This is a genomic window from Faecalibacterium sp. Marseille-P9590, assembly GCF_017377665.1.
GTDB lineage: Bacteria > Bacillota > Clostridia > Oscillospirales > Ruminococcaceae > Faecalibacterium.
In genome coordinates, this window is the sequence record NZ_JAFREF010000002.1 from 118,890 (window position 1) to 139,757 (window position 20,868).

General features: G+C 61.9%; 15 protein-coding genes. 14 read left to right on the plus strand and 1 reads right to left on the minus strand.

Going from position 1 to position 20,868, the window contains the following annotated elements:
* Nucleotides 1-143: 143 nt before the first annotated feature.
* The 6 genes from J3349_RS03255 to J3349_RS03280 all read left to right on the plus strand — a co-directional run bounded on the left by J3349_RS03255 (nt 144) and on the right by J3349_RS03280 (nt 8,266).
* Complete coding sequence (locus J3349_RS03255) at nt 144-1,658, plus strand: ABC transporter ATP-binding protein (protein ID WP_158402426.1); 1,515 nt, start codon at nt 144-146, stop codon at nt 1,656-1,658.
* Nucleotides 1,659-2,825, plus strand: coding sequence for an ABC transporter permease (locus J3349_RS03260; RefSeq protein WP_207676424.1), 1,167 nt, complete (start codon nt 1,659-1,661; stop codon nt 2,823-2,825).
* A 1-nt stretch (nt 2,826) separates the two neighbouring features.
* Nucleotides 2,827-3,744: an ABC transporter permease gene (locus J3349_RS03265; RefSeq protein WP_207676425.1), complete on the plus strand. Its 918-nt coding sequence runs from the start codon at nt 2,827-2,829 to the stop codon at nt 3,742-3,744.
* 200 nt (nt 3,745-3,944) lie between these two features.
* Complete coding sequence (locus J3349_RS03270; protein ID WP_207676426.1) at nt 3,945-5,264, plus strand: thymidine phosphorylase; 1,320 nt, start codon at nt 3,945-3,947, stop codon at nt 5,262-5,264.
* Between the two features lie 185 nt (nt 5,265-5,449).
* Entirely contained in the window at nt 5,450-6,808 is a 1,359-nt protein-coding gene (gene trkA / locus J3349_RS03275) for a Trk system potassium transporter TrkA (RefSeq protein ID WP_242699488.1), read from the plus strand.
* A gap of 15 nt (nt 6,809-6,823) precedes the next feature.
* On the plus strand, nt 6,824-8,266 hold the full coding sequence (locus J3349_RS03280; protein WP_207676428.1) for a TrkH family potassium uptake protein: 1,443 nt from the start codon (nt 6,824-6,826) through the stop codon (nt 8,264-8,266).
* Between the two features lie 53 nt (nt 8,267-8,319).
* Here the strand turns inward: J3349_RS03280 and J3349_RS03285 are convergent, their stop codons facing one another.
* Nucleotides 8,320-9,864 (minus strand): YifB family Mg chelatase-like AAA ATPase, encoded by a 1,545-nt coding sequence (locus J3349_RS03285; RefSeq protein WP_207676634.1) that lies wholly within the window; start codon nt 9,862-9,864, stop codon nt 8,320-8,322.
* A gap of 256 nt (nt 9,865-10,120) precedes the next feature.
* Between J3349_RS03285 and J3349_RS03290 the strand changes: the two genes are divergently transcribed.
* The 8 genes from J3349_RS03290 to recJ all read left to right on the plus strand — a co-directional run bounded on the left by J3349_RS03290 (nt 10,121) and on the right by recJ (nt 20,868).
* Nucleotides 10,121-10,513, plus strand: a complete 393-nt coding sequence (locus J3349_RS03290; RefSeq protein WP_158396547.1) for a hypothetical protein — start codon at nt 10,121-10,123, stop codon at nt 10,511-10,513.
* Nucleotides 10,514-10,586: 73 nt separating this feature from the next.
* Nucleotides 10,587-12,269, plus strand: coding sequence for a phospho-sugar mutase (locus tag J3349_RS03295; RefSeq protein ID WP_207676635.1), 1,683 nt, complete (start codon nt 10,587-10,589; stop codon nt 12,267-12,269).
* Nucleotides 12,270-12,450: 181 nt separating this feature from the next.
* On the plus strand, nt 12,451-13,614 hold the full coding sequence (gene ispF / locus J3349_RS03300; RefSeq protein ID WP_207676429.1) for a 2-C-methyl-D-erythritol 2,4-cyclodiphosphate synthase: 1,164 nt from the start codon (nt 12,451-12,453) through the stop codon (nt 13,612-13,614).
* A gap of 17 nt (nt 13,615-13,631) precedes the next feature.
* Complete coding sequence (gene cdaA / locus J3349_RS03305; RefSeq protein WP_149794140.1) at nt 13,632-14,531, plus strand: diadenylate cyclase CdaA; 900 nt, start codon at nt 13,632-13,634, stop codon at nt 14,529-14,531.
* Nucleotides 14,528-15,820 (plus strand): CdaR family protein, encoded by a 1,293-nt coding sequence (locus J3349_RS03310; protein WP_158396551.1) that lies wholly within the window; start codon nt 14,528-14,530, stop codon nt 15,818-15,820. Before cdaA ends, J3349_RS03310 begins: the two co-directional genes overlap by 4 nt.
* Nucleotides 15,821-15,824: 4 nt before the next feature.
* Nucleotides 15,825-17,420 (plus strand): FAD-dependent oxidoreductase, encoded by a 1,596-nt coding sequence (locus J3349_RS03315; RefSeq protein WP_207676430.1) that lies wholly within the window; start codon nt 15,825-15,827, stop codon nt 17,418-17,420.
* A gap of 8 nt (nt 17,421-17,428) precedes the next feature.
* Nucleotides 17,429-18,742, plus strand: coding sequence for a 5-bromo-4-chloroindolyl phosphate hydrolysis family protein (locus tag J3349_RS03320; RefSeq protein ID WP_207676431.1), 1,314 nt, complete (start codon nt 17,429-17,431; stop codon nt 18,740-18,742).
* On the plus strand, nt 18,739-20,868 hold the full coding sequence (gene recJ / locus J3349_RS03325; protein ID WP_207676432.1) for a single-stranded-DNA-specific exonuclease RecJ: 2,130 nt from the start codon (nt 18,739-18,741) through the stop codon (nt 20,866-20,868). Before J3349_RS03320 ends, recJ begins: the two co-directional genes overlap by 4 nt.

The window sequence follows — 20,868 nt, forward strand, 5'->3', positions numbered from 1 at the left end:
CTTGTGATACAGCAAAACACTAAATTTTCAAAAAGAAGTGTGCAAAACAGCAAAAATACGGTATAATGGGCATTACAATAGTATAAGTGTCGTTTGGACACGAAAGGAGAGTGAGCAGATTGGCAGAGGATTTTGTGATCGAGATGCTCCATATCACCAAGGAGTTCCCGGGCATCAAGGCAAACGACGACATTACCCTGCAGCTGCGCAAAGGTGAGGTCCATGCCCTGTTGGGCGAGAACGGCGCAGGCAAAAGCACCCTGATGAGCGTGCTGTTCGGCCTGTATCAGCCGGAGGAGGGTAAGATCCTCAAAAACGGCAAGGAGGTCGCCATCCGCAACCCCAACGATGCAAATGCACTGGGCATCGGCATGGTCCACCAGCACTTCAAGCTGGTGGAGTGCTTCAGCGTGCTGGACAACATCATTCTGGGTGTGGAGCCCAACAAGCTGGGCTTTTTGCAGAAAGCCGAGGCCCGCAAGAAGGTCGTGGCGCTGAGCGAGAAGTACGGTCTGCGTGTTGACCCCGATGCGCTCATCAGTGATATTTCGGTGGGTATGCAGCAGCGCGTGGAGATTTTGAAGATGCTCTACCGCGACAATGAGATCCTCATCTTCGACGAACCCACCGCTGTGCTGACCCCGCAGGAGATCGACGAGCTGATGGAGATCATGCGCGGGTTCAAGAAGGAGGGCAAGTCCATCCTCTTTATTACCCACAAGCTCAACGAGATCATGGCGGTCGCCGACCGCTGCACCGTCCTGCGCAAGGGCAAGTATATGGGTACCGTGGACATCAAGGACACCACCAAGGAAGAGCTTTCCCGCATGATGGTCGGCCGTGACGTCCAGCTTCAGGTCGATAAAAAGCCCGCTCACCCGGGCGATGTCGTGCTGGACGTGGAGGGTGTCACCATCCACAACGACCAGCGCAAGAAGGACTCCGTCAAGGACGTCACCTTCCAGGTCCACGCAGGCGAGATCGTCTGTCTGGCGGGCATCGAGGGCAACGGCCAGACCGAGCTCGTCTATGGACTCACCGGTCTCGAAAAACTGTCGGGCGGCAAGATCACGCTGGACGGCAAGGACATCACCCGCGAGAGCATCCGCCAGCGCTCGAAGGACGGCATGAGCCACATCCCCGAAGACCGCCACAAGCACGGTCTGGTGCTGGATTACAGCCTCGAGAACAACATGGTGCTCCAGCGCTACTGGCAGCCCGAGTTCCAGAAGGGCGGCTTCATCCAGTCCGATAAAGTCCGCGAGTACTCCGATAAGCTGATCGCTCAGTACGACGTCCGCAGCGGTCAGGGCAGCTCCACCATCGTGCGTAGCATGTCCGGCGGCAACCAGCAGAAGGCAATCATCGCCCGTGAGATCGACAAAGACCCCAAGCTGCTGGTGGCTGTTCAGCCCACCCGCGGCCTGGATGTCGGCGCTATCGAATACATCCACCGCCAGATCGTCGCCGAGCGCGACAAGGGCAAAGCTGTCCTGCTGGTCAGCCTCGAGCTGGATGAGGTCATGAACCTGTCCGACCGCATCCTCGTCATGTACGAGGGCGAGATCGTGGGCGAGTTCGACCCCAAGACCACCACTGTGCAGGAGCTGGGCCTCTACATGGCCGGCGCACGCAAGCAGGGAAAGGAGAGCAAATAAATGAACAAGAAAAAACTTTCCCACAGCAACCTCAACAGCTCCATCACCAGTGTGCTGGCCGCGCTGCTGTGCATCGTCATCGGCATGGCTGTGGGCTTCCTCGTGCTGCTGGCCATCAACCCGGCACACGCATGGGGCGACGGCTTTGTCCGCATCGTTAAGGGCGGCTTCCATGACGCCCCCTACGGCGTCGGCAAGGAGCTGGCCAACGCAGCACCCCTCATTATGACCGGTCTGTCCGTGGCCTTCGCCTTCAAGACCGGCCTGTTCAACATCGGTGCTGCCGGTCAGTACACGCTGGGCGCTTACGGCGCACTCTACTGTGCCATCATGCTCAAGATGCCCTGGTATGTCTGCCTGATCGTCGCCACCATCCTCGGCGGCATCTGGGGCGCTATCCCCGGCTTCTTTAAGGCTTACTTCAACATCAACGAGGTCATCACCTCTATTATGTTCAACTGGATCGGTTTGTATCTGGTCAATGAGCTTATCTACCAGAACGGCACCGGCCCCATGTACGACGTGCGCAACACCCGTACCCGGAACCTGAGCAAGAACGCTGAGTACGCCCAGTCCATCATCCCGGACTTCGGCCTGAACAAGATGTTCCAGACCAACAGCACCACCATTGCGATCTTCCTCGCTGCGGCAGTCGCCATTCTGATCTGGGTCATCCTGAACAAGACCACCTTTGGCTATGAGCTGAAGGCCGTCGGCCTGAACAAGAGCGCCGCCCGCTACGCCGGCATCAACGAGAAGAAGAACATCATCCTCTCCATGGCCATTGCAGGCGCTCTGGCAGGCTTCGGTGCCGGCCTCTACTACCTGTCCAACGTCTCTCAGTGGAACCCGCTGAACTCCACCAGCCTGCCGGCCATGGGCTTCAACGGCATCTCTGTGGCCCTGCTGGCAAGCTCCAACCCCATCGGCACCATCTTCTCCGCTATCTTCATCTCCCACATCTCGGTCGGCGGCTCTTTCCTGTCCACCAAGTATTACCCCACCGAGATCTCCGACCTGATCAGCGGTATCATCATCTACCTGTGCGCATTCTCCATGCTGTTCCGTGGCAAGATCCACTCCATGCTGTTCAAGAATGCGGACAAGACCAACGTGAATGCAGAGCCTGCCCCTGCTAAGACCGAAACCAAGAAGGAGGGCAAGTGATATGCTGCTTCTCATCAAGTATACTCTGCTGTATGGCATCGTGCTGATGCTGGTCGCTCTGGGCGGTATGTTCAGTGAGCACTCCGGCATCATCAACATCGCACTGGAAGGCATCATGGTCATCGGCGGTGTGGCGGGTGTCCTCACCCTCACCATGCTGCCCGAGAGCCTGCCGGCTTTCGCCACCGTGATCATCGCGGTGCTGGCGGCGGCTATCGCCGGCATGGTCTACAGCCTGCTGCTGGCCTTCGCGTCCATCAACCTGAAAGCGGACCAGACCATCGGCGGCACGGCCCTGAACCTGCTGGCGACGGCGGTGGCTGTGGTCATCTCCAAGAACTTCAGCGACAGCGGCAGCGCCAAGCTGAACTACTCCAACAAGCCTTTCCTGTTCAGCATCGGCGGCCTGGAGCTGAGCATCTTTGTCCCGCTGGGCATCGCACTGCTCATCATCAGCTACATCGTGCTGTACAAGACCCGCTTCGGCCTGCGTCTGCGCGCCTGCGGCGAGCATCCTCAGGCTGCGGACTCTGTGGGCATCAACGTCTACAAGATGCGTTATGCCGGTGTCGTCATCTCGGGCGCTCTGGGTGCTATCGGCGGTCTGGCCTATATCGTGCCTCCCGTCCAGACCTGGAACTTCGAGGTCGGCGTGGCCGGTGCAGGCTTCCTTGCCATGGCCGTTATGATCTTCGGTCAGTGGAAGCCCTTCAACATCTGCGGCGCAGCCATGTTCTTTGCCGTGTTCAAGAGTCTGGCCAACATCGCCGACTCCACCTTCCTCGCACAGCTCCACTGGTCCAGCAACATCTACAACATGATGCCCTTCGTGGCATCCATGGTCATTCTGGCCTTCACCTCCAAGAACAGCATGGCCCCCAAGGCCGAGGGTATCCCCTACGACAAGGGTTCTCGCTGATTCGAGCGTATTTTCCGGGCGCAGCTGCTTTTCCGGGCGGCTGCGCCCTTTTTTGCTTCTTTTTCAACAGATTCCACAAAACAACGCTTGCTTTTGCGGGGAAATTTGCTATACTTGAATTACAATGTCATACGATTGCCGGAGGCGGGGCAGCGCGGCCCGGGCTGTCGGCGGAGAATATTATTTAGGAGCGTGACCTTATGCGCATTTACGATTTGATCGCCAAGAAGCGGGACGGCGGCACCCACAGCCGCGAGGAGTTGGAAGCCATCGTCAACGGCTTCGTCAGCGGAGAGGTGGCTGATTACCAGATGGCGGCCTGGATGATGGCTGTCTACCTGCGCGGCATGACCGACGAGGAGACTGCTGAGCTGACCGATGTCATGGCCCACAGCGGCGTCATGGTGGACCTTTCGCCCATCCCGGGCATCAAGGTGGACAAGCACTCCACCGGCGGCGTGGGCGACAAGACCACGCTGGTCATCGCGCCCATCGTGGCGGCCTGCGGCGTCAAAATCGCCAAGATGAGCGGCCGCGGCCTCGGCCACACCGGCGGCACCATCGACAAGATGGAGAGCGTCCCCGGCACAAAGACCGCCCTCTCGCAGGACGAGTTCTTTGCACAGGTGAACAAGATCGGCCTGTCGGTCATCGGCCAGAGCGAGGGCATCGCCGTGGCAGATAAGAAGATGTACGCCCTCCGCGACGTCACCGCAACCGTCAGCTGCATCCCCCTCATCGCGTCCAGCATCATGTCCAAGAAGCTGGCCTCTGGCTCGGACGCTATCCTGCTGGATGTCACCACCGGCACCGGTGCTTTCATGAAAACCGTGGAGCAGAGCATCGAGCTGGCCAAGCTGATGGTCTCCATCGGCACCCATCATGGCCGCCGCGTCGCTGCTATGATCACTGATATGGACACCCCGCTGGGCCACAACATTGGCAACAGCCTCGAGGTCATGGAGAGTATGGACGTGCTCAAGGGCCACGGCCCCGCCGACCTGACCGAGGTGTGCCTGCAGCTGGCTGCGAATATGCTGGTGCTGGCCGATAAGGGGTCTCCCGCCGAGTGCCGCGCCATGGCCGAAGCAGTTATCGCAGACGGCTCTGCCTTTGCAAAGTGCAAGGAGATGTTCGCAGCTCAGGGCGGCGATACCCGCGTTCTGGACGACTACAGCCTCTTCGAGAAGCCCGCCGCCAGCTATGAGCTGCTGGCCGAAGAGGACGGCTACATCGTCGCCAACGACGCCGAGAAGATCGGCTCTGCCAGCGTTCTGCTGGGCGCAGGCCGTCAGAAGAAGGGCGACCCGCTGGACTTCGCCGCCGGCATCACCCTCCACAAGAAGCGCGGCGACTACGTCCACAAGGGCGAGAGCCTCGCCACCTTCTACGGCGCGGCGGATAAGTTCGACGCTGCCGCCGCCGAGTACCGCAGCGGCCTCGTCTACGGCCCCGAAAAGCCCGAGGAAGCCCCGCTGGTCTACGCCCTCGTCACCAAGGACGGCGTGGAGCGGTACTGAAATACCTGAATCGCTGAGAACGGCCCCGGGATCTGTGTGTTCCGGGGCCGTTTTTCCACCAAAACTGCGCTTTGTGGTTGGATAAAGCCGACAGAAGGGCTGATTTTGTAGATGTTTTGCCCGAGATGTGGTATAATCTACTCAATAGCGCCCAGACGGCGCAGGAGAAGAGAAAGGGTTATTCTATGAAGATCGTTTTGGTGGGCGGCGGCAAAGTCGGCACAGCGCTGGCGCGGCAGCTCAGTGAAGAGGGTCACAACGTGACCGTTATCGATACGAACAAGGCCCGTGTGGAGCATATCGGGGAGTCCTACGATGTGATGAGCATTCTCGGCAACGGCTCGTCCATCACCACCCTGTCCGAGGCAGGCGTGGAGGAAGCGGACGTGTTCATCGCAGTCACCGGCTCGGACGAGCTGAACCTGCTGTGCTGCATGTTCGCCAAAAAGGCGGGCCACTGCCACGCCATCGCCCGCGTGCGCAACCCGTCTTACAGCCATGAGCTGGACTTTATCAAGAAGCAGATCGGCATCTCGGCCATCATCAACCCCGAAATGGCAGCGGCAAAGGAAATTTCCCACCTGCTGCGGTTCCCGGGCGCAAGCAAGATCGATACCTTCGCGGGCGGACGTGTGCGGCTCATCAAGTTTGCGCTGACCGAGCAGCAGGGGCTGGACGGCGTGGCCATCCATGAGATCCCCACCCGCCTCAAGAGCGACATTCTGGTCTGCGCGGTGGAGCGTAACGGTGGGGTCATCATCCCCAACGGTAACTTTGTGCTGCAGAACGGCGACCAGGTCACCTTCCTCGCCACGCAGGAGAAGGCCCACGAGTTTTTCCAGCGTATCAATATGCCGGTGCGGCCGGTGCGCAACGCCCTCATCGTGGGCGGCGGCGCCATCGCCTATTACCTGAGCCAGGAGCTGCTGGAAAATCACGTCCGCGTCCGCATCGTCGAGCGGGACCCGGCCCGCTGCAATGTTCTGGCCGAGTCCCTGCCTGAGGCACAGATACTGAACGAGGACGGCTCCAACCGCGACTTCCTGCTCTCGGAAGGTCTGGAATCCACCGAAGCCTTCGTGGCTCTGACCAACATCGACGAAGAAAACGTGCTGCTGACCCTGTTTGCGAAAAAGCACTCCAGGGGAAAGCTGGTCACGAAGATCAACCGCCTCGAGTTCGACGATATTCTGGCCGGGCTCGATTTGGGCAGCACCGTCTACCCCAAGTACATGACCTGCGACTACATCGTGCAGTACGTCCGCGCCCTGCAGAACGAGGCCGGCAACAACATCAAGACCCTTTACCGCATCCTCGACGACCGCGTGGAAGCGCTGGAATTCACTGTCCATGAGGAGAGCCGGGCTACCGGCGTGCCGCTGAGCCAGCTGCATCTGAAAAAGAATCTGCTGCTCTGCTGCATCACCCGCGGCGACCATATCCTCATCCCCCGCGGCGGCGACCAGATCCAGGTGGGCGACAACGTCATCGTCGTCACGCTGGAACACGGCCTGCATGACCTGCGGGACATCGTGGAAGAGTAACGGGGGACAGGACGTATGAATTATGCGATCGTCTTTCGTCTGCTGGGCTACATCCTGATGATAGAGGGTACACTGCTGCTGCTCCCGGCGGTGACGAGCCTCATCTACGCCGAGTGGGCCGTCATGGGCGTGTTCCTGCTGACGGCGGCCATCAGTGCGGCGCTGGGCTTTGCCCTGCGGACCATCAAGCCCCGCAGCAAGGTGTTCTATATGCGGGAGGGCTTTGCGGCCACCGCCCTGAGCTGGATCACCATCAGTATCATGGGTGCAGTGCCGTTCGTCCTCACCGGCTGCATCCCGAATCCCGTGGACGCCATGTTTGAGACCGTTTCGGGCTTCACCACCACCGGTGCCAGCATCCTGCCCGGTGTGGAGGGCCTGCCCAACGGCATCCTGTTCTGGCGCAGCTTCACCCATTGGATCGGCGGCATGGGCGTTCTGGTGTTCCTGCTCTCCCTGCTGCCCCTGACCGGCGGCTCCCACGTCAACCTGATGAAGGCGGAAAGCCCCGGCCCGCAGGTGGACAAGCTGGTGCCGAAGGTGCAGTCTACGGCCAAGATCCTGTACGGCATCTATTTCGCGCTCACGGTGGTGGAGTTCTGCTTCCTGCTGGCGGGCGGAATGAATGTGTTCAACTCTCTGCTCACGGCCTTTGGCACGGCGGGTACTGGCGGCTTCGGCTTCAAGAACGACAGCTTTGCCAGCTTCTCGCCCTACATCCAGTGGGTCGTGACCATCTTTATGATCCTCTTCGGCGTCAACTTCAACGCGTATTTCCTGCTGCTGCTGCGCCGGTTCCGCCGCGCAGCGTCCAGCGAGGAAGTCCGCGCCTATTTCGCCATCATTCTGGCGGCGGTGGCCGTCATCACGGTGAACATCCGCAGCCTCTACGGCACCTTCGGCGAGGCGCTGCGCCATGCGGCCTTCCAGGTCGGCTCCATCATTACCACCACCGGCTTTTCCAGCTGTGATTTCGACCTCTGGCCCACGCTGGCAAAAGAGGTGCTGGTGCTGTTGATGTTCGTGGGCGCCTGCGCGGGCAGCACTGGCGGCGGCATCAAAGTCAGCCGCTTCCTCCTGCTGGGCAAGACGCTGGGCAAGGAGCTGAAGCAGGCCCTCCACCCGCAGGTGGTGGCCCCTGTCCGGATGGACGGCAAGCTGGTCAATCATGAGACCATCCGCACCACCAACGTCTTTCTGGCGGCCTACATCTTCATCTTTGCGGCGAGTTTCATGCTTGTCAGTCTGGACGGCTTTGACATGGTGACGAACTTCACCTCCGTCGCCGCCACCCTGAACAACATCGGCCCCGGCCTCAATCAGGTGGGTCCCATGATGAACTTCGGGGCCTACTCCAACTTTGCAAAGCTGGTGCTCATCTTCGATATGCTGGCCGGTCGTCTGGAAATTTTCCCGATGCTGGTGCTCTTCCTGCCCGATGCGTGGAGAAGATTCTAAAAGTTTTATAACGCAAAAAATCCCCCGGTCCAGCCGGGGGATTTTTGTCTGTATCAGAACGTCAGATCGACCTTTTCCTGCGCACGGTATTGCAGAGCCTCGAGCAGCGAATCCTCGTCGAGGAGGCGCTTGCCGGAGAGGTCGGCAATGGTGCGGGCCACCCGGAGGATGCGGTCGTGGGCGCGGGCCGAAAGGCCCAGCGTCTCGTAGGAGGCCCGCAGGAGCTGTTCAGCAGCGGGGGTCATCCGGCAGATGCGCCGCACCTGCCCGGCGGTGAGCTGGGCGTTGCAGCGCACATCCTCGTAGCCGGGAGCAGCGTACCGCTGGGCCTGGATGGCCCGGGCAGCAAGGACCTGTTTCCGCAGCTCGGCGCTGCTCTCGGAAGGGGCAGCGCCATGCAGTTCATCGAAGGCCACCGGGTCCATCTCGACGCAGAGGTCGATGCGGTCCAGCAGCGGGCCGGACACCCGGCTGCGATACTGCCGCACCGCGCTGGGCGAACAGGTGCAGGCCCGGGTAGGGTGGCCGTAGTAGCCGCATTTGCAGGGGTTCATGGCGGCGACGAGCTGGAAGCGGCTGGGATAAGTGGCGCTTCCGGCGGCTCGGCTGACCGTGATGCAGCCGTCCTCGAGGGGCTGGCGCAGCACTTCGAGGCTCTCGCGGGAGAACTCGGGCAGTTCGTCGAGGAAGAGGACGCCGCAGTTGGCCAGACTGCACTCGCCGGGGCGGAACTGCGCCCCGCCGCCCGCCAGCGCAGCCGAACTGGCCGAGTGGTGGGGGCTGCGGAAAGGCCGTGCCGTCACGAGGCCCCGGCCTGCGGGCATCTGCCCGGCGATGGAATAAATTTTCGTCGTCTCCACGGCTTCTTCCCGGGTCAGGGGCGGCAGGATGCCGGGCAGGCGGCGGGCCAGCATGGATTTGCCGGTGCCGGGCGCACCGACGAGCAGGACGTTGTGTCCGCCCGCAGCCGCGATGACCATCGCCCGGCGGGCCAGCGGCTGGCCGCAGACGTCAGCGAAATCGGGAATGTGGCTCCACGCATCGGCAGGGTCGAAGGGAACCGGAGCCGTGGGAGAAATGGGCTGGATGCCCCGCAGTGCGTCCACGACCTGACGGGCCGTTGCTGCAGGGTAGACCTGCATTTCGCTTCCGCAGGCCTCAGCGGCTTCGGCAGCGTTCTCGGCGGGGACATAGAGCGCCCGCACACCGCCGGCGGCAGCCTCCAGCGCCATGGGCAGGACGCCGGACACCGGGCGGAGACTGCCGTCCAGCGCCAGCTCCCCCAGAAAGGCCGTGTCCTTCGGCGGCGGCTCCAGCTGCCCGGAAGCGGTCAGCACCGCCAGCAGCAGGGGCAGGTCATACACCGGGCCGGTCTTGCGGACGTCGGCGGGAGCGAGGTTGATGGTGATGCGGCGGTCAGGCCACTTGAAGCCCAGATTTTTCAGGGCTGCGTGGACGCGGTCGCCGCTCTCCCGGACGGCGGAGTCCGGCAGGCCGACGATGGAGATGGCGGGCATCCCGCCCGAGATGTCGGCCTCGACTTCCACGGGGAAGCCGTTGAGGCCCTTGAGACCGAAGCTCTTGAGGACTGCGTACATGGGCGCTCCTTTCTGCCCGATGGGGCGGCAGAAACCATCCATAAAAGGGGACAATAGGTTTTTACGATGCTTCGAAATTTATTCTGAGATAATAGACAAAAGAAATGAAATGGTTGGCCAAGAACTGACTAAGAAATGGTAAAGATAGGGCGCAGATGCCCAAGTTCGACACAATTTTCTGTTTGAATCTATTATATTAGAGGGCATGTGAGATGTCAACGAAACGCGGGCTATCTGCGATTGGAGGAAGAATCTTATGGTTGCGAAAGAGTACTGCTGTTACACCAGGCCCTATTCCAGTATCGAAGGCTTTCAAATTGCACACACGCTGTACTACAGCGCAAGCGTAGAGGAAGAGGGAGTTGTATTGGCAGTGCGGCGGCAGCAGGGAGAAGAGTGTGTCACGGAGCAGGTCATCTGCCCGGTGGGCGACTTCGGGCGGCTGATGTCCCTGATGCGGTATCTGTGCGAAAATGGAGTAGGGCTGGGCCACTGGCTGGATGTACTGGACGACGCAGGGCAGGTGTACTGGCCCTGCACGGCTGCAAATGGGCAGCAGGAGAGCGGAAAGCCTGCGCGATTTGTGGCATTTGCTGGTTTTGAGGGGGAAAACTTGGTACATAATCCTGAATTGACACAAAGCGTATAAAAGCTTATATTATAAGTAGACTTGGATGAATTTGTCCATTATGGTCAAAAATTACAAAGGTAAGGTGTGCAATATGTATCAGGACGAGTATAAGCGCTGGCTGGCAGCGGATCTGGAGGACGCAGATCTGAAGCCGGAGCTGGCCAGGATCGAGGGAAACGACGACGAGATCAAGGACCGCTTTGCCGTTGCACTGAAGTTCGGCACCGCCGGCCTGCGCGGCGTGCTGGGTGCTGGCACCAACCGCATGAACATCTACGTCGTGCGTCAGGCTACCCAGGGTCTGGCAAACTGGGTCAAGACCCAGGGCGGCAATCAGACCGTGGCCATCAGCTATGACAGCCGCCTGAAGAGCGACGTCTTTGCCAAGACTGCCGCCGGTGTTCTGGCCGCAAACGGCATCAAGGTGCGCATTTATGATGCTCTGATGCCTGTCCCGGCCCTGAGCTTTGCCACCCGTTACTATGAGTGCAATGCGGGCATCATGGTCACCGCTTCTCATAACCCCGCCAAGTACAACGGCTACAAGGCCTACGGCCCCGACGGCTGCCAGATGACCGATGACGCCGCCGCCATCGTCTATGACGAGATCCAGAAGACCGATGTCCTGACCGGCGCAAAGTACATCTCCTTTGCCGAAGGCGTCGAGCAGGGCCTCATCCGCTTTGTGGGCGACGACTGCAAGAACGCCCTCTACGCCGCCATTGAGGCACGTCAGGTGCGCCCGGGCCTGTGCAAGACCGCCGGCCTGAAGCTGGTCTACAGCCCGCTGAACGGTTCTGGTCTGGTGCCGGTCACCCACGTTCTGAACGACATGGGCATCACCGACATCACCATCGTGCCGGAGCAGGAGTACCCCAACGGCTACTTCACCACCTGCTCCTACCCCAACCCTGAGATCTTCGAGGCTCTGAAGCTGGGCCTCGACCTCGCCACCAAGACCGGCGCCGACCTGATGCTGGCCACCGACCCCGACGCTGACCGCGTGGGTATCGCCATGAAGTGTCCGGACGGCAGCTATGAGCTGGTCTCCGGCAACGAGATGGGCGCTTTGCTGCTGGATTACATCTGCGCTGGCCGCATCGAGAAGGGTACCATGCCCAAGGACCCTGTCGCCGTCAAGTCCATCGTCTCCACCCCGCTGGCCGATGCCATCGCCGCCCACTACGGCGTTGAGATGCGCAGCGTGCTGACCGGCTTCAAGTGGATCGGCGACCAGATCGCAAATCTGGAAGCTGCCGGTGAAGTGGACCGCTTCATCTTCGGCTTCGAGGAGAGCTACGGCTATCTGGCCGGTCCTTATGTCCGTGACAAGGATGCCATCATCGGCTCCATGCTCATCTGCGAGATGGCTGCTTACTACCGCAGCATCGGTTCCTCCATCAAGGAGCGTCTGGAAGAGATCTACAAGGAATATGGCCGCTACCTGAACAAGGTGGACAGCTTCGAGTTCCCCGGCCTGACCGGCATGGAGAAAATGGCCTCCATCATGCAGAAGCTGCGTGACGAGCCCCTCACCGAGCTGGCCGGCCACAAGGTGGTCAAGGTCACCGACTACAAGAAGCCCGAAGAGACCGGCCTGCCCGCCGCAAATGTCCTTATCTACTCTCTGGACAACGGCGCTACCGTGGTCGTCCGTCCCTCCGGCACTGAGCCGAAGATCAAGACCTACTTCACCACTCTGGGCAAGGACCTGGCCGATGCTCAGGCTCAGAAGGATGCTCTGGCAGCTGCCATCGAGCCCATCCTCGCATAACGCAGAAATTTCATAGAAAATTTATGCCCCCGTACAGCGCCAAAAGTGCTGCACGGGGGCATTTTTGATGGGCGCGGGCAGTTGCAGTTTGTGGGTGGATACGCTATAATATTCAATGAATAATAATATGCTCTGTGCAGTGCGGCGCAGGGCAGGAATAAAATGGGGCAGGTGTAAGAAATTGGAACATCGTGTAACGGCAGTCCTGGTGGCGGCGGGTTCTTCCACCCGGATGGGATTTGATAAACTGAGCTTCGATCTGGGCGGTGAGACCGTTTTGGAGCGGAGCGTCCGGGCCTTTGACGAGTGTCCGGAGGTGGACGAGCTGGTGATCGTGACCGGCGCGTCCAGTGAGAATGCCCAGCGGGCCGTTGCCCGCTGCAAAAAGCCGGTGCGGCTGGTGAAGGGTGGCTCGACCCGCGCCGAGAGCGCCCGCAGCGGCGTGGCCGCTGCCCACGGCAGACTGGTGGCCGTCCACGACGCGGCCCGGCCCTTCGTGAGCCAGAGCGTTATTGCCGACACGATAGCGGCCGCTGCCCGCTGCGGTGCCGCCGCCCCGGCTGTGCCGGTGAAGGACACCATCAAGCAGGCGAAGGGCGGAAACGGCAAGACTGTGCCGGAAGGCTGCATGGTGGAGAACACCCCCGACCGCAGCACCCTTTATGCGGTGCAGACGCCCCAGTGCTTCGACCGGGCCGCCTATCTGGCGGCGCTGGATGAACTGGACGAGGCCAGCGCCCGCCTCGTCACCGACGACTGCAGCCTGTTCGAGCTGACGGGCCGTCCGGTGGAGCTGGTACAGGGCGACTACGCAAACATCAAGATAACCACCCGGGAGGACCTGCCCCGGACCGAGAACGGAGGAAAGAAAATGCGCATTGGTCATGGTTACGACGTCCACCGTCTGGTGGAGGGCCGCAAGCTCATCCTGGGCGGCGTGGAAGTGCCGTATGAAAAGGGCCTGCTGGGCCACTCAGACGCCGACGTGCTGGCCCACGCGGTCATGGACGCCGTGCTGGGCGCAGCGGCGCTGGGCGACATCGGCCAGCACTTCCCCGATACGGCGGAAGAGTACGCCGGGGCCGACAGCCTCATGCTGGCCCGCCGTGTGGCAGAAATCATGACCGAGCACGGCTGGCGTATCGAGAACATCGACGCCACCATCCTCTGCCAGCGCCCGAAGCTGGCCCCCCACATCCCGGCCATGCGGGCAAAGCTGGCCGAGGCTTTCGGGATGCCGGTGGACGCCGTGAGCGTCAAAGCCACCACCGAGGAGCATCTGGGCTTTACCGGCGAGGGGCTGGGCATCGCGGCCCACGCCGTCGCCCTCATCGAAGCAGTGTGAACGGGAGAATGTGACCCATGACTCTGAACTCTATCGTAGCAAACTTCCAGACCTTCAAGCTGGTAGACCTGCTGGACATCCTCATCATCGCGTTCCTCATCTACCAGCTGCTGGGCTTCGTCAACCGCACCCGCGCCGGCCAGCTGGCCAAGGGCGCGCTCATCGTCATGGCGGTCTATCTGGTGGCGAACATCCTGAATATGCGCACCGTCACCTGGCTGCTCAACTCGCTGCTGCAAGTCGGTCTGCTGACGCTGGTAGTGCTGTTCCAGCCCGAGATACGGCGTGCGCTGGAGCGGATGGGCCAGACCGACCAGTGGGCCTATCGCTTCTTCAATAAAAACCGCTACAACGACACCAGCCTCAAGGGCGCGTGGCGCAGCGCCATCATCGCCATCTGCGACGCGGCAGAGCGCTTTTCGGAGACCAAGACCGGCGCGCTCATCGTGCTGGAACGGAACACCAACCTTTCTGAGATCGTCCGCACCGGCACGCCCGTGAACAGCGCAGTCAACCTCGAGGTGCTGGGTACCATCTTCTACGAGGGTACCCCCCTCCACGACGGTGCAGCCATCATCGAGGATGGCCGCATCAAGGCCGCAGGCTGTGTGCTGCCCCTTTCCAACAACCTGGACCTGGGCAAGGACATGGGTACCCGCCACCGCGCCTGCCTCGGCATCGCCGAGAACTCCGACGCCATCGCCATCGTGGTCAGCGAGGAGACGGGCATCATCTCGATGGCGAAAAACGGTGTACTCATGCGCCACTTTGACCGTCAGACCCTTTACACCCGGCTGGTGGATGAGATGATACCCAAGGAGACCGCCAGCGAGAAGAGCGCTGCCGAGGGCTGGAAGGCCCGGGGCAAGCGCCTGCTGAACTGGGTGAACAACAAGGAGGAGGATGAGCAGCAATGAGCACTGAGCAGAACAACGGCAAGCCTGCCGTACCCCCCAAGCGCAATCTGCTGAACGACCGCCGCATCCGGCTCCTGCTTTCTTTGCTGGGTGCAGTCATCGCGTGGATGGCTGTCACCATCGTCGTGCAGCCCGGCACCACCACCACCATCTATAATGTTCCGGTGGACTTTACCTATGATTCGGCTGCCTACACTTCCCGGGGCCTGAGCATCGTCAATGCGGAGGAAAAAACGGTCAACCTGAAACTTTCCGGCGACGGCTACACCATCGGCAGCCTGTCGGCCAACGACTTTGTCGTCTACCCCGACTGGTCCAGCGTCCGCGACAGCGGCGAAAAGAGCCTGCGCCTTCAGGTGCGGAGCCAGAGCACCCTGCTCACCGGTGTGTCCGTCTCCATCGACGGCGACAACACCGTGGACGTGGTGTTCGATGTGGTGGAAGAAAAGACCCTGCCCATCCAGGTGACGACGAATTACCTGAAGATAGCAGACGGCTATATCCTCTACGGCACCGACATCTCGAAGGAGACGGTGACTCTCTCCGGACCCAGCACTGAGCTGAGCCAGGTGGAGACCTGCACCGCCGAGGTGACCTACAACGGCGAGCTGACCAGCCCAGTCACTCTTGACACCAGCCTGCGTTTTTACACCCGCAGCGGCAGAGAGGTGGAATTTGAGTATACTACTCTGGAAACGGACAGCGTCGAGGTCACGTTGCAGGTGTATAAGCTGGCCACCCTGCCGGTGGAAGTCAGCTTTATCAACGCGCCCCGCGACTTTGACCCCTCGGTGCTGGTCTACTCCCTGAGCAAAAAGACCCTCAATGTGGCCGGCCCGGAGTCCCAGATCGACCGTCTGTCCACCCTGTCGGTGGGTACCATCGACCTTTCCACCTTTGCACTGGATAAGGTGTACGAAATGCCCATCGAACTGCCCAGCGGTATCCGTCTGCTGGACAACATCTCCAGCATCACGGTCAGCTTCGACAGCTCCCGTCTGGAAACCAAGACCATGAACCTGCCCGCCAGCTGTGTGCAGGTCATCAACCTGCCCTCCACCTACACCCTGACCGTGGAGACGGAGCGGCTGATGAACGTCACCCTCTGCGGCCCGGCCGGTTCGCTGGAAGCACTGAATCCGGAACAGGTGGTCATTGAGATCGACGCCGACGACTTCTATGTCGCCATCGGCCAGCAGAACATCGCCTGCCGCCTCTATGTGCCGGCCAACGACAAAATTTTTGCGCTGGGCAGCTATGTGGTGCAGTGCAAGATAGAAAGTAACTGAGTATATGATCCTGATCCATGATATTCGCCTGCCCCTCTCCGCCGGGGAGCCGCAGGCCTACGAAAAAGCCCTCCGCCTCGCCCGCATCCCCCGGGGAAAGGTGAGCCATCTGGGCATCGCCCGGCTCTCGGTGGACGCCCGCCACGGCCAGCCCAAGCTGGTGTACACCGTGGCCGTGACCCTGAAAGAGGAGAGGGAAGAGGCCGCCTGTGCGGGTGCTTCCCGCAGCGTCACCGTCCGGGGCAAGACCGATCTCTCGGTGCAGAACGGCACTCTGCCGCTGACGCACCGGCCTGTGGTCTGCGGCCTCGGCCCGGCGGGCCTCTTTGCGGCGCTGCTGCTGGCCCGTCAGGGCTACCGGCCCATCGTGCTGGAACGCGGCCCGGCGCTGGATGAGCGCGTCAAGGCCGTGGAGCATTTCTCCACCACCGGTGAGCTGGACGAAAACGCCAACATCCAGTTCGGCGAGGGCGGCGCCGGAACCTTCTCGGACGGTAAGCTCACCACCCGCATCGGCGACGAGCTCTGCGGCTTCGTGACCGAAGTGTTCCTCGAGCACGGCGCGCCGAAGGAAATTGCCTGGCAGCAGAAGCCCCATGTCGGCACCGACCTGCTGCGGGGCGTCATCACTTCGATTCGAAAAGAGATCGAGTCGCTGGGCGGCGAAGTCCACTTCAACACAGCCCTCACCGGCTTCGAGCGGCGGGACGGCCAGCTCGTCGGCATCCAGACCACGGACGGTGCGTTCCCCTGTGAGGCGCTGGTGTTCGCGGTGGGCCACTCGGCCCGCGACACCTTCGGGATGCTGATGGACAGCGGCCTCGTGCTGGAGTGCAAGCCCTTCAGCGTCGGCTTCCGGGCAGAGCATCTCCAATCGGAAATCGAAAAGAGCCTCTACCACGAGGCGGCGGGCCATCCGGCCCTGCCGCGCGGCGAATATCAGCTTTCGCAACATGTTGAAAAACGGTGCGTTTATACGTTCTGTATGTGTCCGGGCGGCCAGGTGGTGGCTTCGGCCAGCGAAAAGGGCCGCGTCGTGACCAACGGCATGAGCTACCACGCCCGTAGCGGCAGGAATGCCAACGCGGCCGTGGTGGTCAGTGTGGGCGGCGAAGACTTCGGTAATGACCCCCGGAAGGCCATCGCCTTCCAGCGGGAGCTGGAAGCCCGGGCCTATGCAGCAGGCCGTCCCGGCGGAGAGTATGCCGCCCCGGCGGAGAACATCCAGAGCTTTTTGGAGGGCAGGGGTCGGCTGAACATTGGCCGCGTCCAGCCCACCTATGACCGGGGCGTCGTCGCTGCGGACCTCGGCGCACTGCTGCCGACCGAACTGGCCGACACCCTGCGGGCCGGTCTGCGGGCTTACGAGCGGAAAATTGCGGGTTACACCGCCCCCGAGGCCATTCTGACCGGCCTCGAGACCCGTACCAGCAGCCCGGTGCGGCTGAAACGGGAAGAAAATTTTGAATGCGCCCAGCTGGCAGGATTGTATCCCTGCGGCGAGGGTGCCGGATATGCGGGCGGTATCATGAGTGCCGCCGTCGATGGCCTGCGGGTGGCCCGCGCCATCATCAGCCGGTACAGCCCGGCAGAAGGGTGAGAAGTTGAATGACTGATCGTGAAAACGATTTTAACCGCACGGCGCAGGACGGCGAGGGCCGTCAGGTGCAGCAGGAGCTGGAACGCCAGCTCCGCGAGCTGGGCGACACCATGTCCGACTCCTTCCGCCACGGCTTTGAGGGCCGGGGCGAGGAGATCGGCGACCGTGTGTGGGATGTGGGCCGCGCCGCAGTGAACGCCGCCGGTTATGGCATCTCGGAGGCAGGCCGGGCCTTTCAGGCCGGAAAACAGGAGTACCAGAAGCGGGCCGGGGAGGCCAGAAGCAGTGCCAGCGCCAGCGGGATGACCGACTGGGCGCGCAATTTCTTTGCGAAGAAGCCGGAACCGACGGCCATCGAGAATATCCGCACCAGCGCGAAAAAGCTCCACAGCGCAGGCGTCGCCATGCTGGCGACCGGCATTACCTTCGCTGTCATCTTCGGCATCACGGCCATCGCCTGCTTTGGCACGGCGGGGGCGTTCACGTCCGGCGGCGTGATCGTCGAAACCGCGGATACGTTCCTCAGTGCCATCGGCGATCTCGCACTGGGTGCTATCGCGGTGACGGGGTGGTGCTCTGCCGCTGTGACCGCTGTGTTCGGCTGGCTGACCGCAGCGGGCGCATCCCGTATGAAGGCCGCCAAGACCCTGGAGCTCTACGCCGATACCGCCGAGGGCTTCGACTGGCACAAGGGCCTGTCCCTCTCCATGCTGGCCGACCTGACGCATAAAAAGAAGACCAAGGCTCTCAAGATGCTGCGGAAATTCATCCACAAGGGCTGGCTCAGTGCCTGGCTGGACGAGAAAAACGACAAGCTCTACCTGACGGCAGAGGACTACCGCGCTGCACAGGAAAATCAGCCCCAGCCCGAACCGGAAAAAGCGCCGGAACAGGCCGGAGAAGTCCCCCTGAACCTCGAGACGACCCGCCGCTTTGCGCAGGTGCTCGAGAAGGAGCAGGAGCTCATGGAGGATGAGCGGGCTGTGGAGGAGCTGCAGCATATGCAGAAGACCACCGAGTCCATCTGTGCCTGGCTGGAAGCCCACCCCGAGAGCCTGCCCAAGGCCCGCCGCTTTGCGGAATACTATATCCCCACCACCCTCAAGCTCCTGCACACCTACAACGACGTGCAGAGCCAGCAGGGCGAGAACGCGGAGGCCATCCGCCGGGATATTGCGGGCATCCTGCACACCCTGAATCAGGCTTATGATAACCTCTACAATAAGCTTTTGTCGGACGTGGCGCTGGACGTTTCCAGCGAGATCGCTGCGCTGCAGGGGATGCTGGCGAACGATGGTCTGGCCGGGGAGGGATTGCGATGACCTACCGGGCCTGGAACACCAAGACCGTTGACCGCGCCGCCCTGAAAGAGCTGACAGCGGCCATCGCCCAGCAGAACACCGAAGAGCTGGAATACCAGAACATGGACGAAGAGTGGAGCGAGGAAAAATACCGCTCTGTCCTCGCGGCCCAGCAGAAAGAAGCCGGCCTGCTGGCCGGCATCCTCGCTGCCCGGGGCATCACCGACCCCGCCGAGGCGCTGACCCTTCTGGCGGGCGAAGAAGAGCTGAGCGACCCCATGCTCCTGACCGACATGGACAAAGCCTGTGAGCGCATCCTGCGGGCCATCGACGAAGGGGAGACCATCGTCGTCTTCGGCGACTACGACGTGGACGGTGTGACCGCCACGGCCCTGCTCTATCAGCACCTGAAAGGGATGGGCGCCGCCGTCAAGTGTATGCTGCCCAGCCGGGAGGGCGACGGCTACGGCCTCTCGAAGAACGCTATCCAGTCGATTTACGATAAGGGCTGCCGCCTCATCGTCACGGTGGACAACGGCATCTCTGCCGTAGAGGAAGCCACATTCGCGGCCAGCCTCGGCATCGACCTCATCATCACAGACCACCATCTGCCCCACGACACCCTGCCCCAGGCAGTGGCCATCGTGGACCCCCGCCGTGCCGATGACCACAGCCCCTTCAAGGGCCTGTGCGGCGCGGGCGTGGCCTTCAAGCTCTGCGCCGCGCTGGATGGCTGCCCGCCGGAAGAGATGCTGGAATACTGCGGCGACCTCGCCGCTGTTGGCACCGTGGCCGACGTCATGCCCCTGACAGGGGAGAACCGCACCATCGTCAAAGCAGGTCTGCGCCAGCTGCAAAATACGGACAGACCCGGCTTCTGCGCCCTTTTGGAAGAAGTGGGCCTTGCAGGCAAGCCGGTGACGGCAGAGAACATCAGCTACGCCATCGCGCCCCGCCTTAATGCGGCGGGCCGGATGGACAGCGCTGTCACCGCTTTGCAGCTGGTGCTCTGTGAGAACGAAGACCGGGCGGTCGAATTGGCTCATAAGCTGAGTGACATCAACATCCAGCGGCAGGAGACGGAGATGGAGATCGTCAAAGCCGCGCAGGAGCTGCTGGACGCTGAGCCGGAACGCCTCGAAGACCGGGTCATCCTGCTCTGGGGCAAAGACTGGCACCCCGGCGTCATCGGCATCGTGGCCTCCCGCCTTGTGGAAAAGACCGGACGCCCGGTCATCGTGGTGTCGGTAGATGAGCACGGCGAGGGCAAGGGCAGCGGCCGCAGCGTGCAGGGCTTCAACCTGCACGAGTGCATCGCCTCCTGCGCCGACATCCTGCTCCGCTTCGGCGGCCACGCCATGGCAGCGGGCCTCTCGGTGCGGGAAGAGAATCTGCAGACGCTCCGCCAGCGGCTCAACGACTGGGCGGCCCGGGAGTGTCCCGTGCTGCGCACCCCGCCGCTGGAATGCGATCTGTCCGTCCACCTCGACCGTCTGACGGTGGAGAGCGTCCGCCGCCTCGACCAGCTGGCACCCTACGGTGCCGACAACCCCAGCCCGGTCTTCGTGCTGGAAATGGCTGTCGTGGAGGGCGTCTACGCCGTCTCGGAGGGCAAGCACTGCCGCCTGCGTCTGCGGCAGGGCAATTCCAGCATCTACGCCGTCTGGTTCGGGATGCACCCGGAACAGGTGCCTTACTCGACGGGCGACGTCGTGGACGCAGCCATCAGCCTTTCGGTCTACGATTCGCCCCGGGGCGCACAGCTGTCGGGCCGCATCATCGAGCTGCACCCGGCGGGCCTCGGCAACACAGCAGCAGAGCAGGCCGCGCTGGTGCAGGCGCTGCGCCGGGGTACGCCCCTGACGCCGGAGCAGAAGGAAAGCATCGCCCCGGAGCGCAGCCATATCATCACCGTTTATCGGGAGCTGCAGGCGCGGCGCTGGCACGCCGAAGACCTGCAGCCCCTGTTTGCAAAACTCGGCGAGGAGAACACCGGTCGGACGCTGGTGGCCGTCGCCGCGCTGGAACAGGTCGGCCTCATCACAGCGGCTGACCGGGGCGGGGCAAAGTTCTGGGAACTCGTGCCTGCCACCGGAAAGAAGAACCTTGCCGATGCGCCCATCCTGAAATGTCTGGAGGAACGATAA